We start from the raw sequence: 23335 nt of genomic DNA on the forward strand, positions 1-23335 counted from the left end.
TTCACGAAGCCGCGAGCGGCGCCCCGCGTCAAGTGCCTGCTCATGCCCTTTCACCGTCCCAGCGCTTTTGCCATAACACCGTCATGCAATTGCCCATCGACGCCGTTCTGCCCGATCTGACCGTAGCCCTGCTTGCGCATGGCCGCGCGGTGCTGGTGGCCCCGCCCGGCGCGGGCAAGACGACCCGTGTGCCGCTGGCGCTGATGCCGGTGATCCGGGGCCGCATCGTCATGCTAGAGCCCCGCCGCTTGGCCGCCCGTGCCAGCGCCGAGCGTCTGGCCGAAACGCTGGGCGAGCCCTTGGGCCAAAGCGTGGGCTATCGCATCCGCGGCGAATCCGTGCCCGGCCGCCGGATCGAGGTGGTGACCGAGGGCATCCTGACCCGGATGCTGCAATCGGACCCGGCGCTGGACGGCATCGGTTGCGTCATCTTTGACGAGTTCCACGAACGCAGTCTGAACGCCGATCTGGGCCTTGCGCTGGTCTGGGAGGCGCGGGCCGCCCTGCGTCCCGATCTGGCGCTGCTGGTCATGTCGGCCACGCTGGATGCCGGGCCGGTCGCCGCGCTGCTGGACGCGGCCCCGGTGATCCGCAGCGAGGGTCGGGCCTATCCGGTGGAAACCCGCTGGCTGGACCGACCCTTGCCCGCCGGCGCCCGGCTGGTCCCCGAGGCCGCGCGGCTGATCACCGAAGCCGATGCCGCGACCCGCGATCTGGGCGGCACCGTTCTGGCCTTTCTGCCCGGCGAGGGCGAGATCCGGCGCGTGCAGGCCGCGCTGGATCTGTCCTGCGACGTGGTGGCGCTTTACGGCGCCATGGACTTCAAGGCGCAGCGCGCCGTCATGCAGCCGACCGGCGCGCGGCGGGTGGTGCTGGCGACCTCGATCGCCGAAACCTCGCTGACCATTCCCGATGTGAAAGTGGTGGTCGATGCCGGCCGGGCGCGCCGCGCGCGCTTTGATCCGGGCAGCGGCATGTCGCGGCTGGTCACCGAGCGCGTCAGCCGGGCCGAGGCCGAACAGCGCCGGGGCCGCGCGGGCCGCGTCGCGCCGGGCATTTGCTATCGCATGTGGGCGCGGGCCGAGGAAGGCGCGTTGCCCGGCTTTGCCCCGCCCGAGATCGCGGTCGCCGATCTGGCCGGGCTGGCGCTGGAACTGGCGATCTGGGGCTCGGACGGGTCCGATCTGGCCTTCCTGACCCCTCCGCCCGAGGGCGCTTTGGCCGAGGCACGGGCACTTTTGCGCGATCTGGGCGCGCTTGACGGGGCAAACCGCATCACCGCGCATGGCCGGGCGCTGGCGGCGCTGCCACTGCATCCGCGACTGGCGCATATGCTGGCCATCGCCGGGCGGGGCGCTGCCGATCTGGCCGCGCTGCTGGCCGACCGCGATCCGCTGAGCGGCGCCCCGGTCGATCTGGCACCCCGGCTGACGGCGATCCGCGACCTGCGCGCCTATCGCGACCGCCACCCATGGCCGGTCAATTACGCCGGCCTGCACCGCATCCGCGATGAGGCCAGGCGCCTGCGCCGCATGGCGGGCGACGGGCCGGCGCTGTCACCCGGCGCCATGGCCGCGCTGGCCTATCCCGACCGCATCGGCCAGCGCCGCAAGGGCGATCAGCCGCGCTATGTGCTGTCGGGCGGCAAGGGCGCGATCTTGCCCGAGGGCGATGCGCTATCAGGCGACGCGCTGATCGTGGCGTCCGATCTGGACGGCGACACGCGCGAGGCCCGCATCCGCATGGCCGCCGCCGTGACCGAGGCTGAAATTCGTGACCTCTACGCCGACCGCGTGGAAACCGTTGAGACCGTCGAATGGTCGCGCCGCGATAACCGCGTCATTGCCCGCCGGCAGGAGCGGCTGGGATCGCTGGTGCTGTCGGACCGAGCACTGGACAATCCCGATCCGCAGGCGCTGGCCCGCGCCGCCTTTGAGGGGCTGCGGCAGCTGGGGCTGACGCTGACCCCCGCTGCCGCCCGGCTGCGGGCGCGGATCGCGCTGATCCCGGACCTTGGCCCGGTCGATGACGACAGCCTGCTGGCCGATCCCGACTGGCTGCTGCCATGGCTGACGCGTGCGCGCACCGCCGCCGATCTGCGCGGGCTCGACCTGACCGAGGCCTTGAAGGCGCGCATTGGCTGGGACGGGCAACAGCGGCTGGACCAGACGGCGCCGGCGCATTTCACCACGCCCCTGGGCCGCAAGGTGCCCATCGACTATGACCACGAAACGCCAAGCATCGAGCTGAAGCTGCAAGAGCTTTTCGGCTTGGCGCGGCATCCGACCGTGGGCCGCCAGCCCCTGCGCATCACCATGCTGTCGCCGGGCGGCAAGCCGATCGCGGTGACGACGGATCTGCCCGGTTTTTGGGCCGGAGGCTATGCCGATGTCCGCAAGGACATGCGCGGCCGCTATCCGCGCCACCCGTGGCCGGAAAACCCGCTGGAGGCTGATCCGACCCTGCGGGCCAAGCCTCGTGGCAGCTAAAGCGCCTGAAGTGATTTCAGCCGCAAGGCCAGCATGATCAGCAGCACGCCGATCACCAGCGAAAAGCCCCCGATCATCCAGGCGGCACCCAGGATCCCCGCCGCCGGCATCAGCACCAGCAGGATGCCCCACAAGACCAGCAACAGCCCGCTGAGCCCCAGCGCCCATTCGCCGTCGATCTCGCGCCGCAGCCGGATCGCGGCGATGATGCGAAAGACGCCCGCGACCACGGCCCAGGCGGCCATCCACAGCACGAAGGCCACCGCCGTCTCGGCGGGCCAGGTCAGGGCCAGGATGCCGATCACCACCGACAACAGCCCGTCCAGCGCCCAGGCCCACCATTGTTCGTCCCCGTCCTTGCGGCGCAGGGCGGTGACGATGGCCAGCACGCCGTCAAAGATCGCATAGACGCCAAAGGTCAGCAGCAGCACCAGCACCGTCAGCCCCGGCATCGCCAGCGCGATCAGGCCAAAGATGATGGCGGCGATGCCGCGCAGCAGCGGCACCCACCAGTGATCCGACATCACGCGGGCAAGGTTTTCCATCGTCGGGCTCCTGTTCTGGAATGCGATCAACGGCATGGCGCGACGGGGTCGGCCCGGTCTGCCGGGGACAGCATAACACGAGCAGGGGCCGCGCGCGGTGGTGTATTTGGGCAAATCGTTTGCCGTGGCGAAACCGCCACAGCCCTTGCTACCCGCGCGTGTTGTCGGGGCGGCGAATGTGGCTGCCCTAGTCCAGCCGGGGCGGCAGGGTCAGGCCGCGCAGCACCTCGGCGGCGGGCATCGGTCGCTTGCCCTCGCGCTGGGCCTCGGTTACCTCGATGGCGCCCTCGCCGCAGGCGATGACAAAGCCCGAAAGCACCTCGCCCGGCGCGCCCTTGCCCGCGATCACGCGCGAGCGCAGCAGCTTGAGGCGCTCGCCGCCGACCATGCACCACGCGCCGGGAAAGGGCGACAGGCCGCGGATCTGACGGTCCAGCTCGGCGGCGGGGCGGCTCCAGTCGATGCGGGCCTCGGCCTTGTCGATCTTGTGGGCATAGGTCACGCCGCCTTCGGCCTGCGGCGTGGCCGGCAGGGGCAGGCGGTCCAGCACGTCGGTGATCAGCGCGGCCCCCATCGCGGACAGACGGTCATGCAGATCGGCGGTGGTGTCCTCGGGGCCGATCGGCGTGCGCGTCTCGGCCAGCACCGGGCCGGTGTCGAGCCCGGCCTGCATCTGCATGATGGCCACGCCGGTCTCGGCATCGCCGGCCATGATCGCGCGATGGATCGGTGCCGCACCGCGCCAGCGCGGCAAAAGCGAGGCGTGGATGTTCAGACAGCCCAGACGCGGTGCGTCCAGCACCACCTGCGGCAGGATCAGGCCGTAAGCCACCACCACGGCCACATCGGCCTGCAGGTCGGCGAATGCGGCCTGATCCTCGGCCTCGCGCAGACGCAGCGGCGTGCGCACCGGGATGCCCAGCTCCTCGGCCGCGCGCTGCACCGGCGAGGGGCGCGGCTTTTGCCCGCGACCGGCCATGCGCGGCGGCTGCGAATAGGCCGCCACCACCTGATGCCGGGCGGCGATGGCCTGCAGGGCCGGGACCGAAAACTCCGGGGTTCCCATGAAGATCACGCGCATGCCTTGGCCCTCCGTTCTGCGGCCTTCATATGCCAAGGCGCGGGGCGGATGCAAAGCCGGTCAGGAAATCATCGACCAGCATCCCGGCGCGGTCACGGCTGCGCGCGTCGAATTGCAGCGGCGACAGGGCCGAGCGTTCCTGCTGGTCAAAGCCGTGATCGGTGCCGGGCAGGGTCAGGACGCGCAATGCCGCGCCCTTGTCGCGCAGGCCCTGCGCCATGGCGCGGCAATCCTGCGGGCTGGTGATGCTGTCGTTTTGCGCCAGCAGCATCAGCCCCCGCGCCGGCATGGGCCATGCGCTGCCGCCGGCCCGGCTGAGCAGCCCGCAATATGGGTATAGCAGGATCACCGGCCCGACCTGCGCCGCGATGTTTGCGGGCGGGGCGGGCCATGCCGACAGGCCCGGCGGCGGCTCGGGCCGGGCCAGCGCCGCCATCAGCTCCATCGCCGTCCAGGCGCCGTGGGATGTGCCAAGGATGGCCACGTCATGGGCGTCGATCCCCGGCATCTCGCGCAGCGCCACCAGCGCCGTCGCCAGATCGCCCGCGCGTTCCGATCCGGTCAGCAACTGGCCGGCGCAGACCGCGCGCCAGCTTTGTGCCCGGTCGATGCCGCGCGGGCCGTGGCTGTCCAGGATCAGCGTCGCGCGGCCTTGCGCCCGCAGGCGCGCCGCCCACCACTCCATATTGTCATGCACGCCGTCGCAGCCCGACAGCAGGATCGCGGCCCGGTGCGGCCCCGGCCCCGGCGGCTGCGCGATGCGCCAGCCGGACGACAGCACCGCCCGGCGCTGCTGGGGCGTATCGACCAGCGGCTGCCAGCCCATGGCGTTGCGCGCTGTGTTCAGCACCAGCACCGTCACCAGAACCAGCAGCAGCAGCGCCGTCCTGACCGCCCATCTTTTGATCAGCGATTGTCGCAACCGATCAGCCCGTTCTTGCCGCATTTCGCCTTGAGCCGGGCGGTGTCGCCGGCCGTCCAGCCCTCGGGGGCGGTGACCGCCACCCAGCCGTCGATATATTCCTCGGCGTCGTAGATGTGACCATAGCCCGGGGGCGTCGAGGTCGACACCAGCATGTCCACCGCCAGCTGCAGCTGCGTCACGATGGGGGTGAAGCTGAGCCGGGGCGAGACATCCGGCGCCGGCGCCTCGCGCATCCATTCCGGCGGGCGCCACAGCGATTGCGGGGTGTAGAACACGATCGGGTCGCTGGCGTGTTGTAAAAACAGGATGCGCAGCCGCCCCCATGGCCGGGCCGAGCGTTCGGGACGGGCATATTGGCTGGCGTAGCGGATCACCTGATCGTCGTCGATCCGGGGCAGGATATACAGACTGTCGGGCTGGCGCGCCGCATTGGCCTGCTGCCACAGCGTCGAGGGAAAGGGCGGGCCGACCCAAAAGGCCCCGGCCACCGGCTGGTCCATCATCTGGAACGGGTTGAAGGCATACATCGACGACCACGCCCCCAGCGAGATGCCATGCAGGTAAAGCCGGGGCCGATGTTCGGGCGGCATCTGGCGCCAATGGCCATAGACCTGCTGCATCAGCGCGGTGCTTTGCGCCAGCCCGGCGTCTGTTTCAAAGATCAGCGCCAGCGGACTTTGCAGATAGGAATACTGTACCGCCACCGTCGCCACATCGCCGTCATGCATGTATTCCAGCGCATCATAGCTGGCCGGGTCCATCCAGCCGGTGCCGGTGGGGCTGGCCACGATCAGGGTCTTGCGGTCAAAGGCGCCGGTGCGCAGCATCTCGCGCAGGGCGATGCGGGCGCGTTCCTCGGGGTCCTTGTCCTGGGCAAGGCCGACATAGATCCGCAGCGGTTCTTTGGCCGCGCGCCCGGTAAAGGTCGCGATCGCCGCCGCGCGCGGCCCGCCCAGCACGAAATCGCGCCCCGGCGCGCCCATCAGCCCCCAGTCCACCACCGAGCCGGGGCCGCCCGACTGCCATGGCTCGGTCGGCGGGTCCAGATTGGGGTCGGTCAGGTGCTGGGCCGCGACATAAGAGCTGTCGGCGATGCGCATGGCGCCGTTCACCACGCCGTCGCGGGTCAGGATGACCAGAAACGTTCCGGCCAGCAGCAGCCCAAGGACATTGGCGCTGGTGGCCGGGATATAGCGCGCCAGCCGCAGCCGCAGCAGGTCGAACAGCCCCTGCACCGCCTTGCCCAGCACGAAAAGCGACAGGAACACCCCCGCCGCCAGCACCAGCATCCGGGTGGTATTGGCCGAATCCAGCGGCGGGATGTGCATCCGGCTGCGGATGCTGTCCTGCCATGCCGAGGACAGCGCCACGCAGCGCAGCAGCACGATCAGCACCGGCACCGCGATCACCGCATGGGCGATGGTGGCCGCCCGCCCGCGCAGCACCGGGATCTCCAGCGTGCGCCACAGCGCCAGCAGGAATTGCGTGGCGACATAGCCCGCCGCCATCGACACCCCCGCCAGGGCGCCTTGCATGACCCAGTCGCGCGGCACCAGCGAGGGTGTCAGCGAGGCTGCCACGAGCAGCAGGCCGGCAAGCAGCGGCAGGACAGAGAACATCGGCAGAGCACCCCCTGGCGCGGGACGGCCCCGAGATTACGAATCGCGGGGCCAAAAGGAAAGCCGTCTTGCTGCAAGGCAGACTGCCGGGACCGGTCCCGCCTAGCGCGCGATCGAGCAGCAGCCGGTCAGCATGCGCGAGGGCATGTCCTGCCCGTCAAGGATCACCGCCACCGCCAGCGCAAAGCCTCGGTCCGACATGCCGTCCGAACATTGCTCGGGGCGGACGAAGGCGGTGACGCGGCCCTTGTCATCGCCCGCGATCAGGCCGCGCGTCGGTTCACCCTCGATGCCGCGGTCCATCACCTTGCGCAGCGTCAGCGGCCGGTCAGGGCTGTCGGGCTGGCTGAAGACCATGCCCGATTTGGTGGCCTTGAGCGACCAGAATGGCTCGGTCCCGCTGCAGGACAGGCTTTGCGGCACCGCCGCCGATTGCCAGACGCCCGGTTGCAGCTTCAGAAAGCGCAGCGCGACCCAGCCGGTCTGTTCGCCGGTATTGACCTTGCCCCATTTGCCCGAGGCATCGCGCGCCAAGAGTTCGACATTGGTGGCGGTGGCGGGCAGGGTGGCGATGACCGGGGCCTGCCCATCGGGGGCGGCGCGCACATTCAGCGTGTCCCAGGTTTCCAGCACCGTCACGTCAAACAGGTTCGGCAGGAAGGGCGCGGGCTTTTCCGGCTGCGCCTCGACGGGGGCTGCTGCTGCCTCGGTGGTGGCGGGGGCCGGTGCGGCAGCAGGCGCGGGCGCCTCGGCCGGGGCGGGCTGACCCTTGGCAGGCACCGCCGGGGCGGGCTCGGTCTTGGCCGGCGCCTCGGCTGCGGGTTTGGGTGCAGGTTTCGCCGCAGGCTTCTCGGTGGCGGGCTTTTCCGCCGGGGGCTTGGCCGCCTCTTGCGGTTTTTCCGCCGGGGCCGGAGCAGGTGCCGCGCCCTCAGCCGGGGCCGGCGTCGCGGCCGAGGGTTCGGCCTGCTCTTGCGCCAGGGCGCCCAGAGGCAAGGACAGGGCAAGCCCGATGACAAAGGTTCGCAGCATGGGTTTCACCTTGGTTGCAAAGCATGGCCGGCAGGCCGTGGAAAACGCGGTCTGGCAAAAGCTAGCACCGCCCGCGCCGGGCATATAGCCCCCGTGACCGGTCGCGCAGGCCGGCGGGGGCGGGGGGCGTCAGGCCCGCTTGCCCTCGATCTGCGCGACGCCCAGCACTTCCAGCACCTTGGCCTTGATGTCGGGGGCCGACATGCGGGCGGCGCGATACATCGATTCCGGGCTGGCGTGGTCGATGAAAGTGTCGGGCAGCACCATCTGGCGGAAACGCAGCCCGCCGTCGAACACGCCCTCATCCGACAAAAGCTGCGCCACCAGCGAGCCGAAACCGCCGACCGCGCCCTCTTCGATGGTGATCAGCGCCTCATGGCTGCGCGCAAGCCGCAGGATCAGGTCGCGGTCCAGAGGCTTGGCGAAACGCGCATCGACGACGGTGGGCTGGATGCCCATGCCGAGCAGTTCCTCGCGCGCGCGCATGACCTCGCCCAGACGGGTGCCCAGCGACAGGATGGCGACGCGCTTGCCCTCGGCGATGACGCGGGCCTTGCCGATCTTCAGCGGTTCGGCGCGCTCGGGCATTTCGACGCCCATGCCCTCGCCCCGCGGATAGCGGAAGGCGATCGGCCCCGCGTCATGCGCGGCGGCGGTGGCAACCATGCGGGCCAGCTCGGCCTCGTCGGCGGCGGCCATGACGACCATGCCGGGCAGGTTGGCGAGGAAGGCCACGTCATAGGCCCCGGCATGGGTGGCGCCATCGGCGCCGACCAGACCCGCGCGGTCGATGGCAAAGCGCACCGGCAGGCGCTGGATCGCCACGTCATGCACGATCTGATCATAGCCGCGCTGCAGGAAGGTCGAATAAAGCGCGCAAAAGGGTTTCATCCCGCCCGCCGCCAGCCCGGCGGCATAGGTCACGGCATGCTGCTCGGCGATGCCCACGTCGAAACAGCGGCGTGGGAAGCGCTCGGCAAACAGGTTCAGCCCGGTGCCATCCGGCATGGCGGCGGTCACCGCCACGATCTTGTCATCGCGCGCCGCCTGATCGGCCAAAGCGCGGGCAAAGACCGCCGTATAGCTGGGCGCATTCGATTTCGCCTTGGCCTGCGTGCCGGTCGCCACGTCGAATTTCGCGGTGGCATGGCCCCTGTCGGCGGCGCGCTCGGCGGGGGCATAGCCCTTGCCCTTGCGGGTCACGGCATGGATCAGCACCGGCCCGGTCGCCCGCGCCTTGAGCGTGCGCAGCAGCGGCAACAGCTGTTCCAGATCATGGCCATCGACCGGGCCGATATAGGAAAAGCCCAGCTCCTCGAACAGGGTGCCGCCGACGGTCATGCCCTTCAGCATTTCCTTGGCCCGGCGCGCGCCCTCTTGCAGCGGCGTCGGCAGGAAGCCCACGGCGCCCTTGGCCACGGCCTTGAGATCCTGAAACGGGCCCTCGGCGTAAAGCCGCGTCAGATAGCGCGACAGCGCCCCGGTCGGCGGGGCGATGGACATTTCATTGTCGTTCAGCACCACGAACAGCCGCTTGCCCAGATCGCCGGCATTGTTCAGCGCCTCGAAGGCCATGCCCGCGCTCATGGCGCCGTCGCCGATCACCGCGATGGCATCGCCCGGATCGCCACCCAGTTCGCGCGCCATGGCAAACCCCAGCGCCGCGCTGATCGAGGTCGAGGAATGGCCGGCCCCGAACGGGTCATAGGGGCTTTCGGAGCGCTTGGTAAAGCCAGACAGCCCGTCCTCCATCCGCAGGGTGCGGATGCGGTCGCGCCGCCCGGTCAGGATCTTGTGCGGATAGCATTGATGGCCGACATCCCAGATCACCTTGTCGCGCGGCGTGTCAAAGACCGCATGCAGCGCGACGGTCAGCTCGACCACGCCCAGACCCGCGCCCAGATGGCCGCCGGTGACCGAGACCGCGCTGATCGTCTCGGCGCGCAGCTCGTCGGCAAGCTGCACCAGCTCGCGGTCGGTCAGCCCCTTGAGGTCCGAGGGCAGGGTGACCCGATCCAGAATCGGCGTCGCGGGGCGGGAATCTTCGGTCTGGCTCATGGCTGACCCTTTCGTTCAGGCGTCGCGTTCGATGACGAAACGCGCGAGGTCGCGCAGGTTTCCGGCGGCCTCGCCATAGGGCTCCAGCGCGGCCTCGGCGGCGCGGGCCAGCTTGCGGGCCTTGTCCTGCGCGCCTTCAAGGCCCATCAGCGACACGAAGGTGGCCTTGTTGGCGGCGACATCCTTGCCGATGCGCTTGCCGGTGTCCTGCTCATTGCCGGTCACGTCCAGAATGTCGTCCTGGATCTGGAAGGCCAGACCCAGATGGCGGGCGTAATCGGCCAGCGGTCCGGCATCCTCGCCGGCCATGATCGCACCGGCGGTGGCGGAAAACTGGATCAGCGCGCCGGTCTTGGCCTGTTGCAGCCGCTTGATTGCCACCAGATCCAGCGGTTCGACGGCGGTTTCGGCGGCGATGTCCAGCACCTGCCCCCAGACCATGCCGCGCGCCCCCACCGCATCGGCAAAGAGCCGCACCAAGGCCAGACGCGCGTCGGGCGCGCCGATCACCGGATCGGTCAGCAGGCCAAAGGCCAGCGATTGCAGCGCATCGCCCGCAAGGATCGCGGTGGCCTCGGACCATTGCACATGCACGGTCGGCAGGCCGCGGCGCAGGTCGTCGTCATCCATCGCCGGCAGGTCGTCATGCACCAGACTATAGGCGTGCAACGCCTCGACCGCAGCAGCGACGGGCAGCGATTCCTTGTCGCGCAGGCCGAACAGCCGGGCCGATTCCATCACCAGAAAGGCACGGATGCGCTTGCCGCCGATACAGGCATAGCGCATGGCATCGGTCAGCTCGCCCTCGGGCAGCGCGGCCATGGCCTCTTCCAGCGCGGTCTGAACCTGCGCCCGGACATCCTCAAGACGTTCGCGCATCACAGACCCTCGACCGGAACCGTTCCGCCGGGCTGGCCATTGGCCGCAAGCGTGATCTTTTCAACGCGCTCTTCGGCGGCGCGCAGCACCTTGTCGCAATGCGCGCGCAACGCGGCGCCGCGCTCATAAAGGGCGATCGATTCTTCCAGAGAGGCTTCGCCGTGCTCAAGCTTGCCGACCGTAGCCTCAAGCTCTTTCATTGCCTCCTCGAAGGACATCTCAGCAATCTCGGTCACGCGGCCGTCTCCCTTAATACTTCGACATGGGCGCGCGCCGAGCGCCCCAGAGCCGCGAGATCATAACCGCCTTCCAGCACCGATACCACCGGGGCCGAACATGACACCGCCGCGTCGCAGATCATCCGGGTGATGGCGGTGAAATCGGTCTCGTCCCACATCAGCCCGGCCAAAGGATCGGCGGCATGGGCGTCGAACCCGGCCGAGACCAGCACCAGCTGCGGCCGCCAGTCCTCGACCCGGGCGCAGATCTGGCGCCATGCGGCGCGGGCCGGCGCGCCATCGGTGCCGACATGCAGGGGCAGGTTCAGGATCTGGTCGTGCGCGCCGCGCTCGGTCGCGGCGCCGGTGGCGGGATAAAGCGGATATTGATGGGTCGAGGCGAACAGCGCCCGCGCCTCGTTCCACAGCAGGTCCTGCGTGCCATTGCCGTGATGGACATCGAAATCCAGCACCGCAACGCGGTCCAGCCCGTGATGGTCCAGCGCCCGCTGCGCGCCGATAGCGATCGAGTTCAGAATGCAGAACCCCATCGGCCGGGCGCGCTCGGCATGATGGCCCGGCGGACGCATGGCGACAAAGGCATTGGGCGCCTGCCCCGCCAGCACCGCATCGACCGCCGCGCAGACGCCGCCCACGGCATGGCGCGCGGCCTCCAGACTGCCGGGGGACAGATAGGTGTCGGCATCCAGCATGGTCCAACCCTCGGCCGGCACCTTGCGGCGCAGCAGCGACAGATAGGTCGCGGGATGGCAGCGCAGGATGTCCTCATCCCCGGCATCGGGTGCCTCGCGCCGGTCGAGGTCCAGATCGCTCAGCGCGGCCGTCACCGCGTCCAGCCGCGATGGCCGCTCGGGGTGGCTGGGCGGCGTAACGTGCCGCAAACCGGAGGGATGCGTATACAGAATTGTCATCGGGCAAGGACTATGCGGCGATTTTCCGCCCCGCAAGCCAATGTTCCTTCAACTGCCGAAAAGGACGGCCCGGCTCGCGAACAAATGCCCAAGGTGCTGGCAATCCGCCATCCGCGCGCCGATTCTGCTTCTTTCGTGGTGAAATATCCTCGGGGGAGCGGGTGATGGACCCCATCAAGGGGTCCGTCACCCGCTGGGGGCAGACAGCCCCCGACGCCAGCGGCGCCGCAGGCCCGGACCTCAAACGGTCAGGCGCTGGCCGTCGTGCCCCGCGATCACCAGGGACATCAGCGTGCCCTCGGGCATGTCGCGGTCGAAAGCCACTTCGGTGAAATGTTCGGTGCGGCCAAGGCGCGGCCCCTCGGTCAGCACCATGCGCGCCGCACCAACCTGCGCCGCCAGATGCCGCGCCAGCGCCGCATCGCCCTCGGCGCGCAGCCGGGCGGCGCGGTCCTTGATCGCCGGGCCCGGCACGCGCGGCATCCGCGCGGCAGGCGTGCCCTTGCGCGCCGAATAGGGGAACACATGCAGGAAGGTCAGGCCGCAATCCGCGACCAGCTTCAGGCTGTTGTCGAACATCGCCTCGGTCTCGGTCGGAAAACCGGCGATGATGTCGGCGCCAAAGACGATGCCGGGGCGCAGCTTGCGGGCCTCCTCGCAAAAGCGGATGGCGTCGTCGCGCAGGTGGCGGCGTTTCATCCGCTTCAGGATCATGTCGTCGCCCGCCTGCAGCGACAGGTGCAGATGCGGCATCAGGCGCGGTTCGGTGGCAATGGCCAGCATCAGGTTTTCATCCGCCTCGATCGAATCGATACTGCTGATGCGCAGGCGCGGCAGGTCCGGCACCAGCCGCAGGATGCGCATGACCAGATCGCCCAGACGCGGCGTGCCGGGCAGATCGGCGCCCCATGAGGTCAGGTCCACCCCGGTCAGCACCACCTCGTTGAAGCCCCGGTCGCGCAAGCGCTTGATCTGGTCCACCACAACGCCCGCCGGGACCGAGCGCGAGTTGCCCCGGCCATAGGGGATGATGCAGAAGGTGCAGCGATGGTCGCAGCCGTTCTGGACCTGCACATAGGCGCGGTGGCGACCAAAGCCGTCGATCAGATGGCCTGCGGTTTCCTTGACCGACATGATGTCATCAACCTGCACCTTTTCGGTGTCGCCGATCAGATCGGGCGCCTGAATGCTGGCCCATGTCGCAGGCTGCATCTTTTCATGGTTGCCGATGACGCGGGTGACCTCGGCCATGGCGGCGAATGTCTCGGGTTCGGTCTGGGCAGCGCAGCCGGTGACGATCACAGGCGCACCGGGGTTTTCGCGCGCCAGCCGGCGGATTTCCTGCCGGGCCTTGCGCACGGCCTCGGCCGTCACGGCGCAGGTGTTCACGATCACCGCGCCTTGCAGCCCGGCGGTTTCGGCCATTTCGCGCATCGCCTCGGTCTCATAGGCGTTCAGCCGGCAGCCGAGGGTGGCGAATACGGGGGGCTTTGCACTCATCCCCGCCAGACCCCGTCAAAGACATGCGCGGTTGGGCCGGTCATCCAGACGCCATCCTCGCGCCAGTCGATTTCAAGCTGGCCGCCGGGCACGTTCACGCGCACGCGCCGCCCAGTCAGCCCCCGCCGCGCCGCCGCGACCACGGCCGCGCAGGAGCACGAGCCCGAGGCCAGCGTGATTCCCGTGCCGCGTTCCCAGATGCGCAGGATGATCTCGTCATCCGCGACCACCTGCACCACCTCGACATTGGTCCGCTGCGGATAAAGCGGGTGATGTTCGTGGGCCGGGCCAAAGCTTTCCAGATCGACCGCCGCCGCATCCGGCACGAAGAAGGTCATATGCGGATTGCCCATGCCGGTCGCCACCGGATCGCCGGGAATCGGCAGGTGTAGCGTGTCGATATCCTGCGCCAGCGGGATCTTGGCCCAGCCCAGCACCGGCGGACCCATGTTGACGCGGGTCAGGCCGCCGCCGGCCTCTTCGGCCAGCAGCACCGCATGATCGGTGGCCAGCCGCAGGTTCTGCGCCCCGGTCTGATCCATCAGATAGCGCGCGACGCAGCGCGTGGCATTGCCGCAGGCCGAGGAAAGCGAGCCATCGGCATTGTAGAACACCAGCCGGGCATCGGCATTCTCGCCGGGCAGGATCACGGCCAATTGGTCGAATCCCACGCCGCGATGACGGTCCGCCATGGCCGCGACCGTGGCGGCATCGGGCAGCGCCCCGTCCGCACGCGCGTCCAGGACGACGAAATCATTGCCCAGCCCGTGCATCTTCATGAAGCGCAGAGGAGCCGCATTAGTCAGGTTTTGCTGCTGTTCCATGGCGGTCACTTACTCCTGCCCGAAACTTTTTGCCAGAGGTCGTGATTTTTCCGCTTGACCCCACCAGCCACCAACCGTAGTTAGCCCCCCGTGATGTGGGCCCATAGCTCAGTTGGTAGAGCAACTGACTTTTAATCAGTGGGTCACAGGTTCGAATCCTGTTGGGCTCACCACTGTATTTCCTTATATGACAAGCGGTTAGAGAAAACTGCCTACGCGGCAGTCCGATGCTGCCAGCGGATAATCATGCGTTGCTGCTTGGGGCGCGAACCTATCTCCAGCGAGCGGCGCGCCAGCCAGCGGCAATGGCTGCTGCCTCGTCGCAGAACCAGCGTTCGCCCTTGTTTTCGTCAATCCGGGTCTTGGCATAGGCTGGCGACCAGGGCGTGTGATAGATCCGTTCACCCTTGTTCGAGATATTGCCTTTGATCGGGCAGCCCTTTGGCGCCTCGGCAATGGCGCGGGTCCAGCGGTTGGCGCGGTAATCCCATGCGGGCTGCGACTTGCCCCTCCAGATGCCCTTGTTGCCGGCATGAGCGACGCGCTCGGCTCCGGCATAAGCGTCGGAATAGCGATGATAGGCCCAAGCCAGGCCCCGACCGACCATCTCGGCGCCCAGATCAAGGCCACCGGCATGGCAGCGCGCCACAATCCGCCGGTAAGCGTCCGTGTCCAGCGGCACGCATTCCACCACCTGATTCCTGACCAGATCCGCCATCGCCCCGGTGGCCGCTTCGCCGCAGTTCCATTGCTGCCCCGAACGCGTGCTGCATGTCTGGCTCTGCTCAGTGGCGTCGATGCCGTGAATGCGGATGGCAATCGAGCCGATCTTGATTGTGTCACCGTCCACGACGACGGCGCGACCAACGATCAGCGTGCCATCTTCGCTTGCGGCATAGGCGGCGGCGGGCGCAACCATGGCGGCCCCAAGGACGAGCGCGCGGATCACACCCGCAACTTCGCGATTCCTGCCATGCCGAGTGCGACGTTCAGCCATCACAGGCGCAGCCAACGCCCTTGCGGCATTGCTTGTCCCGACCGATGCAGCTGTCACCGCAGGCTTTGCCACTGCTGCACATCTTGCAGCAGGCGGCGTGCATGAGGATTTCTTCAGGTTCGGCCAAGTTGAGCAGCCGTTCCCGCGCAGCCAGCATATCCGCATCTGTCGGCCCGCCGGAAAGGCTTCGACCGGTTCATTGGCGAAGGCCGGCAGGGCAAGGCAGAGCGCGAGGACAGGAAACAGGCGGCGCATGGCGGGTCGTTAATGGTTTCTTAACTGTTTCCTGCCTAGCGGACAGGCAACCGATTCGCCCATCCTCAAACTGCCTAAAATGCGACCGGAACAGGTCGAGCGAGACAGGAGCGCGCCTGTGACCCGGATGGTCGCGCGGCCCACTGTTTCACCGTAAAAGGCGATCAACATGTCGCCTTCGACCTGAACCTGCCGGGGCGTCACGCCCAGCACATTGGCTATAGAAAGCGCTGGCCCGTCGCGCCACGCTTGGCAGGCAGGACAGCGAAATCTTGGCGGTAGGGCAAGGCGGGTGCTGGCCCGCTGGCCCGGATCGCATGGAAAAAGGCGACCGGAGCCGCCTTTCCCTGTCGTCTGGATTTCGGGGGTCGTCTCAGGCGGTCTTGGCGCGCTGGGCGATGGTCGCCTCGGCCCACCAATGCAGCTCGTCCAGCATGGCTTTCAGCGAGGGCTGCAGCGTGGCGTCCACTTCGGACATGGCGCCATTCGCGCCCAGCGGCGACACCTTGAAGAACTCGCCACCGCCCAGATGCACGGCGTTGCGCAGGGGTACCATCTGCAGTTCGATCGCGATGCCGCGCAGATGTTCGATGGCGCGGGCCGCGCCGACGCCGCCATAGCCCATCGCCGCCGCCGGCTTGTGGGTCCATTCCTTGTAGGCCTGATCCAGCGCGTTCTTCAGCGAGCCGGTGACCGAGTGGTTGTATTCCGCGGTCAGGAAGATGTAGCCGTCGAATTCGGCCAGTTTTTCCTGCCAGCGCACGGCGCGCGGGTCCGAGGACGGCATCCATGCGTTCGAGGCCGGTTCGTTGAACAGCGGCAGGTCGTAGTCGCGCAGATCGACCAGCTCGAAGGTCATGTCGTCACGCTTTTGCGCGTTCTCGAACAGCCATGCGGCCGGTTTGTCGGCAAAGCGCGTGTCGCGGGTCGAGCCGATGATGATGGCGATATGGGGTTTGGTCATTCTTCTGGATCCTTGGTTGTCCGTGCCGGTGCCGATCCGGTGTGTTGTCCGCAAAAGATGGGCGCTTGCGGCCTTTTGGGCAAGCCAACCGTTTTGGAAAACGGCGTTCGGTTATTTGAAACGGCTCAGCTGGTCGCGGCGGGCGCGCCGCCCCGGCGCAACCAGTCCTGCGCCGCCCTGACATCGCCTGTGGCAAGCTCGTGGCCCTGCGGCAGGGTCGTCACCTGCAACTCGGCCCCGCCAGCGCGCAGCGCGGCCTCCAGCGGCGGTGCGCCCTCGGCATAGGGATCGCTGCTGCCGTTCAGCATCAGCACGCGCAAACCGGCCAGCGCATCGGGCGCCAGCACCGGCGGCTGCTCCAGCACCTGCATGGCGCGCAGCAAGATGGCGCTCTGCGTCTCGTGCGGATAAAGCTGCGCCAGCGCGCCGATCAGGTTCGCGCCATTGGAATAGCCCACCAGCGTCAGCCGCTGCGGGTCCAGCCCATAGGCGCGCACCGCCTCGGCCAGAAAGGCGCGAAAGGCTTCGATCTCGGACAGGATGTCGGCCTGATCAAAGCGCATCATGTCAAGGCGCCGGAACCAGCGGTTGATCCCTTCCTCGGTCGAGCGGCCGCGCACACCCAGCAATGTGGCATGCGGCGCCATGCGCGCCGCCAGTCCCATGATCTGGGTCTCGTCGCCGCCGGTGCCGTGCAGCAGCACCAGCGTGCTGTCGTCGGGTTCGTCGGGATGATGAAAGCGGTGGATGAAATGCAGATCGCGCGCCGGCAGGCGTTCCTGTCCGGGCAGGGCGAATTGCGGCAGGACCACCCGCAGCTCTTGGGCGCGCACATTGTTGCCGGGCGGCAGGAACAGCGTCTCGCCCAGATGTTCGGCCGGCTCGTCCACGGTAAAGCCCGGCGCGTCGGTGGCATATTCCAGCAGCGTATTGCCCGGCTCGCGGACATAAAGCGACATGAAATACCGCCGGTCGTGCACATTGGTCACGTCGGTGTCCTTCAGCGCCAGCCGCATGGCCTCGACGGCTTCGGCATCGGTGGCGCGAAAGGCGATGTGATCCAAGATGCCGGTCCCGGCGATGCCGGGGAAAAAGCCGGTCGCATCGCGTATGTCGATGGCATCGCGATCCGACAGCAGCCGCCGGATCGCGCCTTCGGCCGGGCCGGGCCGGTAGCCAAAGCGTTCGATGAAAGCGGCGGTCTGCTGCGGCGTCTCGGTCAGGATGGTGACGCCGCGCAGCCGGGTGGGCGCGATCGGGTCGGGCAGGGGTGCGGTTGCCGGCAGGTCCACGCCCACCAGCTTGACGATCACCCCGTCCGGGTCCTTCAGGCGCAGCACCGTCTCGCCCATCTCGCGCGCCGGTCCCTCAACCGGGACGCGGGCGGTCATGGCGCGGGTCACCCAGTCGCCGATGCTTTGCGGCGGCACGGCCAGTGCGATTTCCGCGACCTGACCCAGCCCGACCCGGCCCGGCGCGCCATCCTCCCAGACAAGGAAGCTGACCACCGAACCGGGCGAGCCAAGCGCGTCGCCATAGAACAGGTGCAATTGCTCGGCATCCTCGAAGCCCCCGGTGCGCTTGACCAGACGCAGCCCCAGAAAGCCGGCGTAGAAATCGACATTGGCCTGCACCCGGCGGGTGATGCCGGTGACGTGATGGATGCCGGTGGGCATGGCGTTCTCCTTATTTGCCCTTTTTCGCGGGCAAGGACGGTCTGCACGGCCGGATCGGCCGCAAGGCGGTCATGCAGGGCCTGCACATTGGCCCAGCCCTGGGTGCCCTCAGGCAGCATCTTCGCGGCCCAGCGGATCATCGGAAAGGCATAGGCGTCGATGACCGAGCGCTTGCCCAGAATCCAGTCCTTGCCGGCCAGATGGTCGTTCAGGATCGTCAGGCGCTTGCGCACCAGCTGGCGGCCCGCCTCTTGCACATCGGCCTGGGCTTCCTTGTCCTGACTGGTCGTATAGCGATAGGGCATGAACAGCGGGTAGAAACTGGGATGCAGGTCGCCGGTGAAGAAGCTGGACCAGCGGTCCAGTTCCGCCGCGCCGCGTGCGCCGGGCGCGCCGGCCAGATCCGCTTCGGGATGCTTGTGCGCCAGATAGTGCAGGATGGCGCCGGCCTGCGTCAGGATCCAGCCGTCATCCTCGATCAGGGCGGGCACCGCACCCGAAGGGTTCACCGCCAGCAGCTCCTTTGAGCCGAATTCGACATTCTCGGCCTCATAGGGCGCGCCGATCCATTCCAGCACGATATGCGGCGCCAGCGAACAGGCGCCGGTATGATACAGCAGTTTGGTCATGGGGATCCTCCGTCCATCATGTCAGCAAGATAGCAGCCTGCTACGTTTGCCCAAGCATCATGGGCCGGAACGCGGCGTTCTGCCATGCGGAACACGCGGGGGGCGGGGATCCCTCAGCCGCGATGCGCCCCGTCGGCCAGCGCGGCGACGAAATCCAGCACCTCGGGCACCGGACGGCCCTCGCCGATCCGCTTGACGATGGCCGAGCCCACGACGCAGCCATCGGCGACGCTGGCCACGGCTTCGGCCGCCTCGGGGGTCGAGATGCCAAAGCCCACCACGACCGGCAGGCCGGCCGAGGCGCGGATGCGCGCGACCTCGGGGGCGACCTCGGCCGCATTGGCCGCCGGGCCGCCGGTGATGCCGGTGACCGACACGTAATAGACAAAGCCCGAGGTATTCCTGACCACGGCCGGCAGGCGGCGGTCGTCGGTGGTCGGCGTCGCCAGCCGGATGAAGTTGATGCCCTTGGCCTGCGCGGGCAGGCACAGCTCGGCATCCTCCTCGGGCGGCAGGTCCACGACGATCAGCCCGTCTACACCGGCCTCGACCGCCTCGGCCAGAAACCGCTCGACCCCGCCCTCGCGGGCATAGATCGGGTTGTAATAGCCCATCAGCACGATCGGGGTGCGGTCGTCGCCGGCGCGGAAATCGCGCACCATCTGCAGCACGCGGGTGACGCTGCCGCCGGCGGCCAAGGCGCGCTGGCCGGCCGCCTGAATGGTGGCGCCATCGGCCATCGGGTCGGTAAAGGGCATGCCCAGCTCGATGATGTCCACGCCCGCGCCGGGCAGGCCGCGCATGATCTCCAGCGAGACGTCGTAATCCGGGTCGCAGCCCATCATATAGGCGACGAAGGCCTTGCCGCCGGTCTCCGACAGCCGCGCGAAAGTGTCGTCAATTCTGCTCATGGCCCTGCCCCCTGATCTTGTGCCAAAGCCCTAGCCCGCGCTTCGGCCAAGATCAACGCCCCCGGCACTGGACTTGCGCGTCACCGCCCCATAATAAGCGCGGAAATCCGGGAAAAGAGGTGTATCATGGGCTTTCGCATGGGGATCGTCGGGCTGCCCAACGTGGGCAAGTCGACCTTGTTCAACGCGCTGACGAAAACCGCTGCCGCACAGGCCGCCAATTTCCCGTTCTGCACCATCGAGCCGAACGTGGGCGAGGTCGCCGTGCCCGATCCGCGGCTGGACACTCTGGCCGAGATCGCCGGGTCGAAACAGATCATCCCGACGCGCATCACCTTCGTCGATATCGCTGGCCTTGTGAAGGGCGCGAGCAAGGGCGAAGGCCTTGGCAACCAGTTCCTCGCCAATATCCGCGAAGTGGACGCCATCGCCCATGTCCTGCGCTGCTTCGAGGATGGCGATGTCACCCATGTCGAGGGCCGCGTCGATCCGATCGCCGATGCCGAGACCATCGAGACCGAGCTGATGATCGCCGATCTCGAATCGATCGAGCGCCGGCTGGCCAATATCCAGCGCAAGCTGAAAGGCGGCGACAAGGATGCCGTGGCGCAGGAAAAGCTGCTGAAAGCCGCGCAGACCGCGCTCGAGGCCGGCAAGCCCGCCCGCACCGTCAAGGTCGATGACGAGGACCAGAAGGCCTGGGGCATGCTGCAACTGCTGACCGCCAAGCCCGTGCTCTTCGTCTGCAACGTCGAAGAGGACAAGGCCGCCACAGGCAACAGCCAATCCGACCGCGTCGCCGAAATGGCCGCGGCCCAAGGCGCCGGCCATGTCGTGATCTCGGCCAAGATCGAAGAGGAAATCAGCCAGCTTCCCGCCGAAGAGGCTGCGATGTTCCTTGAGGAAATGGGCCTCGCCGAGGCCGGCCTCGACCGCCTCATCCGCGAGGGCTACAAGCTGCTGGGTCTGGAAACCTATTTCACCATCGGCCCGAAAGAGGCCCGCGCCTGGACCATCCACCAGGGCACGCTGGCCCCGCAGGCTGCCGGCGTCATCCATGGCGATTTCGAACGCGGCTTCATCCGCGCCGAAACCGTCGCCTATGACGATTACGTTGCCAACCGGGGTGAGTCCGGCGCACGCGAGGCCGGCAAGTTCCGCGTCGAGGGCAAGTCCTATGTCGTGCAGGACGGCGACGTGCTGCACTTCCTCTTCAACGCCTGAGGCGCCCGCCCATTTCGATCACCACGACGAAGCCGCCCCGTGCGGCTTCTTTCGTGTTCAAATATCCCCGCCGGAAGCACCGGCAGCGGCAAAAGGCACCGGGGGCGCCATCCACCCCCGACCGCGCCACCCTCAATAGGTCGCGCGCCCGCCCGAGATGTCAAAGACCGCGCCAGTCGAAAAGGCGCAATCTTCCGAGGCAAGCCATGCGACCAGCGCCGCCGCCTCGTCAGGTTCAAGAAAGCGGTTCATCGGGATCTTGGCCAGCATGTAGTCGATATGTTCCTGCGTCATCTGGTCAAAGATCGGCGTGCGCGCCGCCGCCGGGGTAATGGCATTGACCAGAACGCCGGTGCCGGCCAACTCCTTGCCCAGCGATTTCGTCAGCGCGATCAGCCCGGCCTTGGAGGCCGAGTAATGCGCGGCATTGGGATTGCCCTCTTTGCCGGCGATCGAGGCAACGTTGACGATGCGGCCATAGCCGCGCGCGATCATCCCCGGCACCAGCGCGCGGCAGGCGACATAGGGCGCATTCAGGTTCACCTCGATCACCTGCCGCCAGATCGCGGGCTCCAGCTCCCATGTCTTGGCATTGCCGCCGGTGATGCCGGCATTGTTGATCAGGATGTCGACGGGGCCGGCGGCAAGGGCTGCGGCCTCGATCTGGGCGTCCTCGGACAGTTCCACCGCGCGGGCCGAGGCCGCCGGGCCCAGCGATTCGGCCGCGCGTTCGGCCGCCGCGCCGTCGCGGTCCCAGATCACCACGCGCGCGCCGCTGTCGACGAATCGTCGCGCCACCGCAAGGCCGATGCCCTGCGCGCCGCCGGTCACCACGGCCAGCCGGCCGTTCAGATCGATCTGGTTCATCTTTCCTCTCCTCCGATGGGTCAGGCCAGCCCGTTGGCGCCCAGCGAGCGGTGCAGCAGAGCCAGCTGCTGCGCGTCGGCGCGGTCACGATGGGCGTGGTGGCGGGCGCGGGTCAGCGCGCGGTCGCCCAGCCGCAGTGCTTCAAGAATGCCGCGATGCTCATTGTTGGAATCGACGGGCGGCGGGCGCAGCGGCAGGATCATCAGCCGGGCGCGGTATTGCTGGCCCCAGAAAGCGCTGATCGTGTCCTGCAACCGGGCATTGCCGCACATGGCGACGACGCTGGCGTGCAATTCGTCGTCCAGATCCGACCAGCGCGCGATGTCGCGCTCGGTCACGGCCTCCATCTCGTCCAGCATCCGTTCCAGCCGGGTGGCTTCGGCCAGGGGCAGGCCGCGTTCGGCCGCCAGCTCGAAGGCGCGCACCTCAAGCGCCGAGAACACGTTCAGGATATGGGCGAAATCCTGCAGCGACAGCGCCTTGACGGTCACGCCATGGCGCGGGCGCACCTCGACCAGACCCTCTTCCTCCAGCTTGATCACCGCCTCGCGCACCGGGGTGCGCGACAGTGACAGCAGGGCGGCCAGCTCGGTCTCCAGAAGCGTGGTGCCGGGTGCCAGCCGTCCGGTCAGGATGCGATAGCGCAAATCGTGATAGGCACGGTCGCGCGCAGGCATGTCCGTCAGCCCTTGCAGGCTGGGCACCGGGCGCGCGCCGCGGTCGCGTTTCCTGCTGCCGGACTCAGCCGGTCGCATCGGCGGTATCGCGCAGATGCGACCGGATGATCGACTGGAAATCCGTATCGGCGACAAAGCCCGCGGCCAGCGCCCGCTCGGGGGCAAAATCCTGCGGCCAGCCGGCGACGATCGTGCGGATGGTCTGGTCGGGTTCGCGCTTGATATGGGCGACAGCCGCGTCGCCCGCGACGGCGCGCAGGGCCTCGATCATGTCGGTAATGCTGACGCACAGGCCCGGCATGGTCAGGCAGCGCCGCGCGCCCAAGGGCGCGGTGTCCATGGTCGCCGCATGCAGCAGGAAGCCCACGGCGGCGTCAGGGCTGGCGACCCAATGGCGCACGCTGTCATCGACCGGCAGCACGGCGTCCAGACCGGCCAGCGGTTCGCGGATGATGCCCGAGAAAAAGCCCGAGGCCGCCTTGTTCGGTTTGCCCGGACGCACGACGATGGTGGGCAGCCGGATGCCCACGCCGTCAAAGAAGCCCTTGCGCGAATAGTCGTTCAGCAAGAGCTCGCCGATCATCTTCTGCGCGCCATAGCTGGTCATCGGCGCGGTGATGAAGGTGTCGGTGATCTTGTCCTCGAAGGGCGCGCCAAAGACCGCGATCGACGAGGTATAGACCACGCGCGGGTGATAGTCGCCGCCTTGGGCGCGGATCGCCTCGAACAGATAGCGGGTGCCATCCAGATTGATGGCATAGCCCTTGTCGAAATCGGCCTCGGCCTCGCCCGAGACGATGGCGGCCAGATGAAAGATCACATCGGGGCGATCTGCCACCAGCCGCTCGACGGTGGCGCGGTCGGAAATGTCGCCGGCGATCTCGGTCACGCGGTCGGTGGTGGAAAGCCCGGCCTTGACCACGTCAAAGGCGGTCAGGGTATCCACGCGCGCCCCGCCCAGCGTGCCGTCGCGCAGAATGGTCTCTGCCAGCCTGCGGCCCACCATGCCTGCGGCGCCGATGATCAACAGCTTCAT

20 protein-coding genes, 1 tRNA gene and 1 pseudogene are annotated in these 23335 nt (G+C 68.0%); 3 read left to right on the forward strand and 19 right to left on the reverse strand.

Translation table 11 applies throughout. The features are described from left to right. The first annotated feature begins 83 nt into the window (after window positions 1-83). On the forward strand, window positions 84-2489 hold the full coding sequence (gene hrpB, locus GL279_RS02475) for an ATP-dependent helicase HrpB (RefSeq protein ID WP_155063036.1): 2406 nt from the start codon (window positions 84-86) through the stop codon (window positions 2487-2489). Here hrpB and GL279_RS02480 read toward each other — a convergent pair. From GL279_RS02480 to dapF, 11 genes are all read right to left on the reverse strand, one after another. Then, on the reverse strand, window positions 2486-3034 hold the full coding sequence (locus GL279_RS02480) for an HdeD family acid-resistance protein (protein WP_155063037.1): 549 nt from the start codon (window positions 3032-3034) through the stop codon (window positions 2486-2488). The genes hrpB and GL279_RS02480 overlap by 4 nt on opposite strands. A gap of 187 nt (window positions 3035-3221) precedes the next feature. After that, a complete protein-coding gene (gene fmt / locus GL279_RS02485) occupies window positions 3222-4115 on the reverse strand; it encodes a methionyl-tRNA formyltransferase (RefSeq protein WP_155063038.1) in 894 nt (297 codons plus the stop codon). A 25-nt stretch (window positions 4116-4140) separates the two neighbouring features. Then, on the reverse strand, window positions 4141-5037 hold the full coding sequence (locus GL279_RS02490; protein WP_246175093.1) for a dienelactone hydrolase family protein: 897 nt from the start codon (window positions 5035-5037) through the stop codon (window positions 4141-4143). Further along, window positions 5022-6659: an alpha/beta hydrolase gene (locus GL279_RS02495; protein ID WP_155063039.1), complete on the reverse strand. Its 1638-nt coding sequence runs from the start codon at window positions 6657-6659 to the stop codon at window positions 5022-5024. Before GL279_RS02495 ends, GL279_RS02490 begins: the two co-directional genes overlap by 16 nt. A 102-nt stretch (window positions 6660-6761) precedes the next feature. Then, entirely contained in the window at window positions 6762-7688 is a 927-nt protein-coding gene (locus GL279_RS19545; RefSeq protein ID WP_211371241.1) for a COG3650 family protein, read from the reverse strand. A gap of 129 nt (window positions 7689-7817) precedes the next feature. Next, on the reverse strand, window positions 7818-9746 hold the full coding sequence (dxs, locus tag GL279_RS02510) for a 1-deoxy-D-xylulose-5-phosphate synthase (RefSeq protein ID WP_155063040.1): 1929 nt from the start codon (window positions 9744-9746) through the stop codon (window positions 7818-7820). Between the two features lie 15 nt (window positions 9747-9761). Then, the gene (locus GL279_RS02515) at window positions 9762-10625 is read right to left on the reverse strand and encodes a polyprenyl synthetase family protein (RefSeq protein WP_155063041.1); all 864 of its coding nucleotides are present in this window, start codon (window positions 10623-10625) and stop codon (window positions 9762-9764) included. Further along, a complete protein-coding gene (locus GL279_RS02520; protein WP_343039685.1) occupies window positions 10625-10861 on the reverse strand; it encodes an exodeoxyribonuclease VII small subunit in 237 nt (78 codons plus the stop codon). Before GL279_RS02520 ends, GL279_RS02515 begins: the two co-directional genes overlap by 1 nt. Next, window positions 10858-11775, reverse strand: coding sequence for a histone deacetylase family protein (locus tag GL279_RS02525; RefSeq protein ID WP_155063042.1), 918 nt, complete (start codon window positions 11773-11775; stop codon window positions 10858-10860). The genes GL279_RS02520 and GL279_RS02525 overlap by 4 nt, the downstream gene beginning before the upstream one ends. 240 nt (window positions 11776-12015) lie before the next feature. Continuing rightward, complete coding sequence (gene mtaB / locus GL279_RS02530; protein ID WP_155063043.1) at window positions 12016-13275, reverse strand: tRNA (N(6)-L-threonylcarbamoyladenosine(37)-C(2))-methylthiotransferase MtaB; 1260 nt, start codon at window positions 13273-13275, stop codon at window positions 12016-12018. Then, window positions 13272-14099 carry a diaminopimelate epimerase gene (dapF, locus tag GL279_RS02535; RefSeq protein ID WP_155063044.1) on the reverse strand — a complete coding sequence of 276 codons (828 nt, stop codon included), beginning with the start codon at window positions 14097-14099 and terminating at the stop codon, window positions 13272-13274. Before dapF ends, mtaB begins: the two co-directional genes overlap by 4 nt. Before the next feature lie 97 nt (window positions 14100-14196). On the opposite strand from dapF, the gene GL279_RS02540 reads away from it, so the two are divergent. After that, window positions 14197-14272, forward strand: a tRNA-Lys gene (locus GL279_RS02540). Window positions 14273-14370: 98 nt separating this feature from the next. Here GL279_RS02540 and GL279_RS02545 read toward each other — a convergent pair. The 5 genes and pseudogenes from GL279_RS02545 to trpA form a co-directional block, all read right to left on the reverse strand. Next, complete coding sequence (locus tag GL279_RS02545) at window positions 14371-15351, reverse strand: thermonuclease family protein (RefSeq protein ID WP_211371242.1); 981 nt, start codon at window positions 15349-15351, stop codon at window positions 14371-14373. A 373-nt stretch (window positions 15352-15724) separates the two neighbouring features. Next, on the reverse strand, window positions 15725-16315 hold the full coding sequence (locus GL279_RS02550) for an NADPH-dependent FMN reductase (protein WP_155063045.1): 591 nt from the start codon (window positions 16313-16315) through the stop codon (window positions 15725-15727). 125 nt (window positions 16316-16440) lie between these two features. Further along, window positions 16441-17991 (reverse strand): VOC family protein, encoded by a 1551-nt coding sequence (locus GL279_RS02555; protein ID WP_155063046.1) that lies wholly within the window; start codon window positions 17989-17991, stop codon window positions 16441-16443. 62 nt (window positions 17992-18053) lie between these two features. Next, a pseudogene (locus tag GL279_RS19655) lies at window positions 18054-18620 on the reverse strand (glutathione S-transferase family protein); the annotation flags it as partial. 113 nt (window positions 18621-18733) lie between these two features. Continuing rightward, window positions 18734-19531: a tryptophan synthase subunit alpha gene (gene trpA, locus GL279_RS02565; RefSeq protein ID WP_155063047.1), complete on the reverse strand. Its 798-nt coding sequence runs from the start codon at window positions 19529-19531 to the stop codon at window positions 18734-18736. 126 nt (window positions 19532-19657) lie between these two features. Between trpA and ychF the strand changes: the two genes are divergently transcribed. Continuing rightward, on the forward strand, window positions 19658-20755 hold the full coding sequence (gene ychF / locus GL279_RS02570; RefSeq protein WP_155063048.1) for a redox-regulated ATPase YchF: 1098 nt from the start codon (window positions 19658-19660) through the stop codon (window positions 20753-20755). Between the two features lie 132 nt (window positions 20756-20887). Here ychF and GL279_RS02575 read toward each other — a convergent pair whose 3' ends face one another. The 3 genes from GL279_RS02575 to denD form a co-directional block, all read right to left on the reverse strand. Beyond that, complete coding sequence (locus GL279_RS02575) at window positions 20888-21622, reverse strand: SDR family oxidoreductase (protein WP_155063049.1); 735 nt, start codon at window positions 21620-21622, stop codon at window positions 20888-20890. Between the two features lie 20 nt (window positions 21623-21642). Then, a complete protein-coding gene (locus tag GL279_RS02580; protein WP_211371243.1) occupies window positions 21643-22299 on the reverse strand; it encodes a GntR family transcriptional regulator in 657 nt (218 codons plus the stop codon). A gap of 64 nt (window positions 22300-22363) precedes the next feature. Beyond that, window positions 22364-23335, reverse strand: a complete 972-nt coding sequence (gene denD / locus GL279_RS02585) for a D-erythronate dehydrogenase (protein WP_155063050.1) — start codon at window positions 23333-23335, stop codon at window positions 22364-22366.

The sequence above is a fragment of the Paracoccus limosus genome (assembly GCF_009711185.1).
Taxonomy (GTDB): Bacteria; Pseudomonadota; Alphaproteobacteria; order Rhodobacterales; family Rhodobacteraceae; genus Paracoccus; species Paracoccus limosus.

Coding starts and splice junctions, on each gene's coding strand:
- hrpB (WP_155063036.1), top strand. CDS start 84: ATGCAATTGCCCATCGACGCCGTTCTGCCCGATCTGACCGTAGCCCTG.
- GL279_RS02480 (WP_155063037.1), bottom strand. CDS start 3,034: ATGGAAAACCTTGCCCGCGTGATGTCGGATCACTGGTGGGTGCCGCTG.
- fmt (WP_155063038.1), bottom strand. CDS start 4,115: ATGCGCGTGATCTTCATGGGAACCCCGGAGTTTTCGGTCCCGGCCCTG.
- GL279_RS02495 (WP_155063039.1), bottom strand. CDS start 6,659: ATGTTCTCTGTCCTGCCGCTGCTTGCCGGCCTGCTGCTCGTGGCAGCC.
- GL279_RS19545 (WP_211371241.1), bottom strand. CDS start 7,688: ATGCTGCGAACCTTTGTCATCGGGCTTGCCCTGTCCTTGCCTCTGGGC.
- dxs (WP_155063040.1), bottom strand. CDS start 9,746: ATGAGCCAGACCGAAGATTCCCGCCCCGCGACGCCGATTCTGGATCGG.
- GL279_RS02515 (WP_155063041.1), bottom strand. CDS start 10,625: ATGCGCGAACGTCTTGAGGATGTCCGGGCGCAGGTTCAGACCGCGCTG.
- GL279_RS02525 (WP_155063042.1), bottom strand. CDS start 11,775: ATGACAATTCTGTATACGCATCCCTCCGGTTTGCGGCACGTTACGCCG.
- mtaB (WP_155063043.1), bottom strand. CDS start 13,275: ATGAGTGCAAAGCCCCCCGTATTCGCCACCCTCGGCTGCCGGCTGAAC.
- dapF (WP_155063044.1), bottom strand. CDS start 14,099: ATGGAACAGCAGCAAAACCTGACTAATGCGGCTCCTCTGCGCTTCATG.
- GL279_RS02545 (WP_211371242.1), bottom strand. CDS start 15,351: ATGCGCCGCCTGTTTCCTGTCCTCGCGCTCTGCCTTGCCCTGCCGGCC.
- GL279_RS02550 (WP_155063045.1), bottom strand. CDS start 16,315: ATGACCAAACCCCATATCGCCATCATCATCGGCTCGACCCGCGACACG.
- GL279_RS02555 (WP_155063046.1), bottom strand. CDS start 17,991: ATGCCCACCGGCATCCATCACGTCACCGGCATCACCCGCCGGGTGCAG.
- trpA (WP_155063047.1), bottom strand. CDS start 19,531: ATGAGCAGAATTGACGACACTTTCGCGCGGCTGTCGGAGACCGGCGGC.
- ychF (WP_155063048.1), top strand. CDS start 19,658: ATGGGCTTTCGCATGGGGATCGTCGGGCTGCCCAACGTGGGCAAGTCG.
- GL279_RS02575 (WP_155063049.1), bottom strand. CDS start 21,622: ATGAACCAGATCGATCTGAACGGCCGGCTGGCCGTGGTGACCGGCGGC.
- GL279_RS02580 (WP_211371243.1), bottom strand. CDS start 22,299: ATGCCTGCGCGCGACCGTGCCTATCACGATTTGCGCTATCGCATCCTG.
- denD (WP_155063050.1), bottom strand. CDS start 23,335: ATGAAGCTGTTGATCATCGGCGCCGCAGGCATGGTGGGCCGCAGGCTG.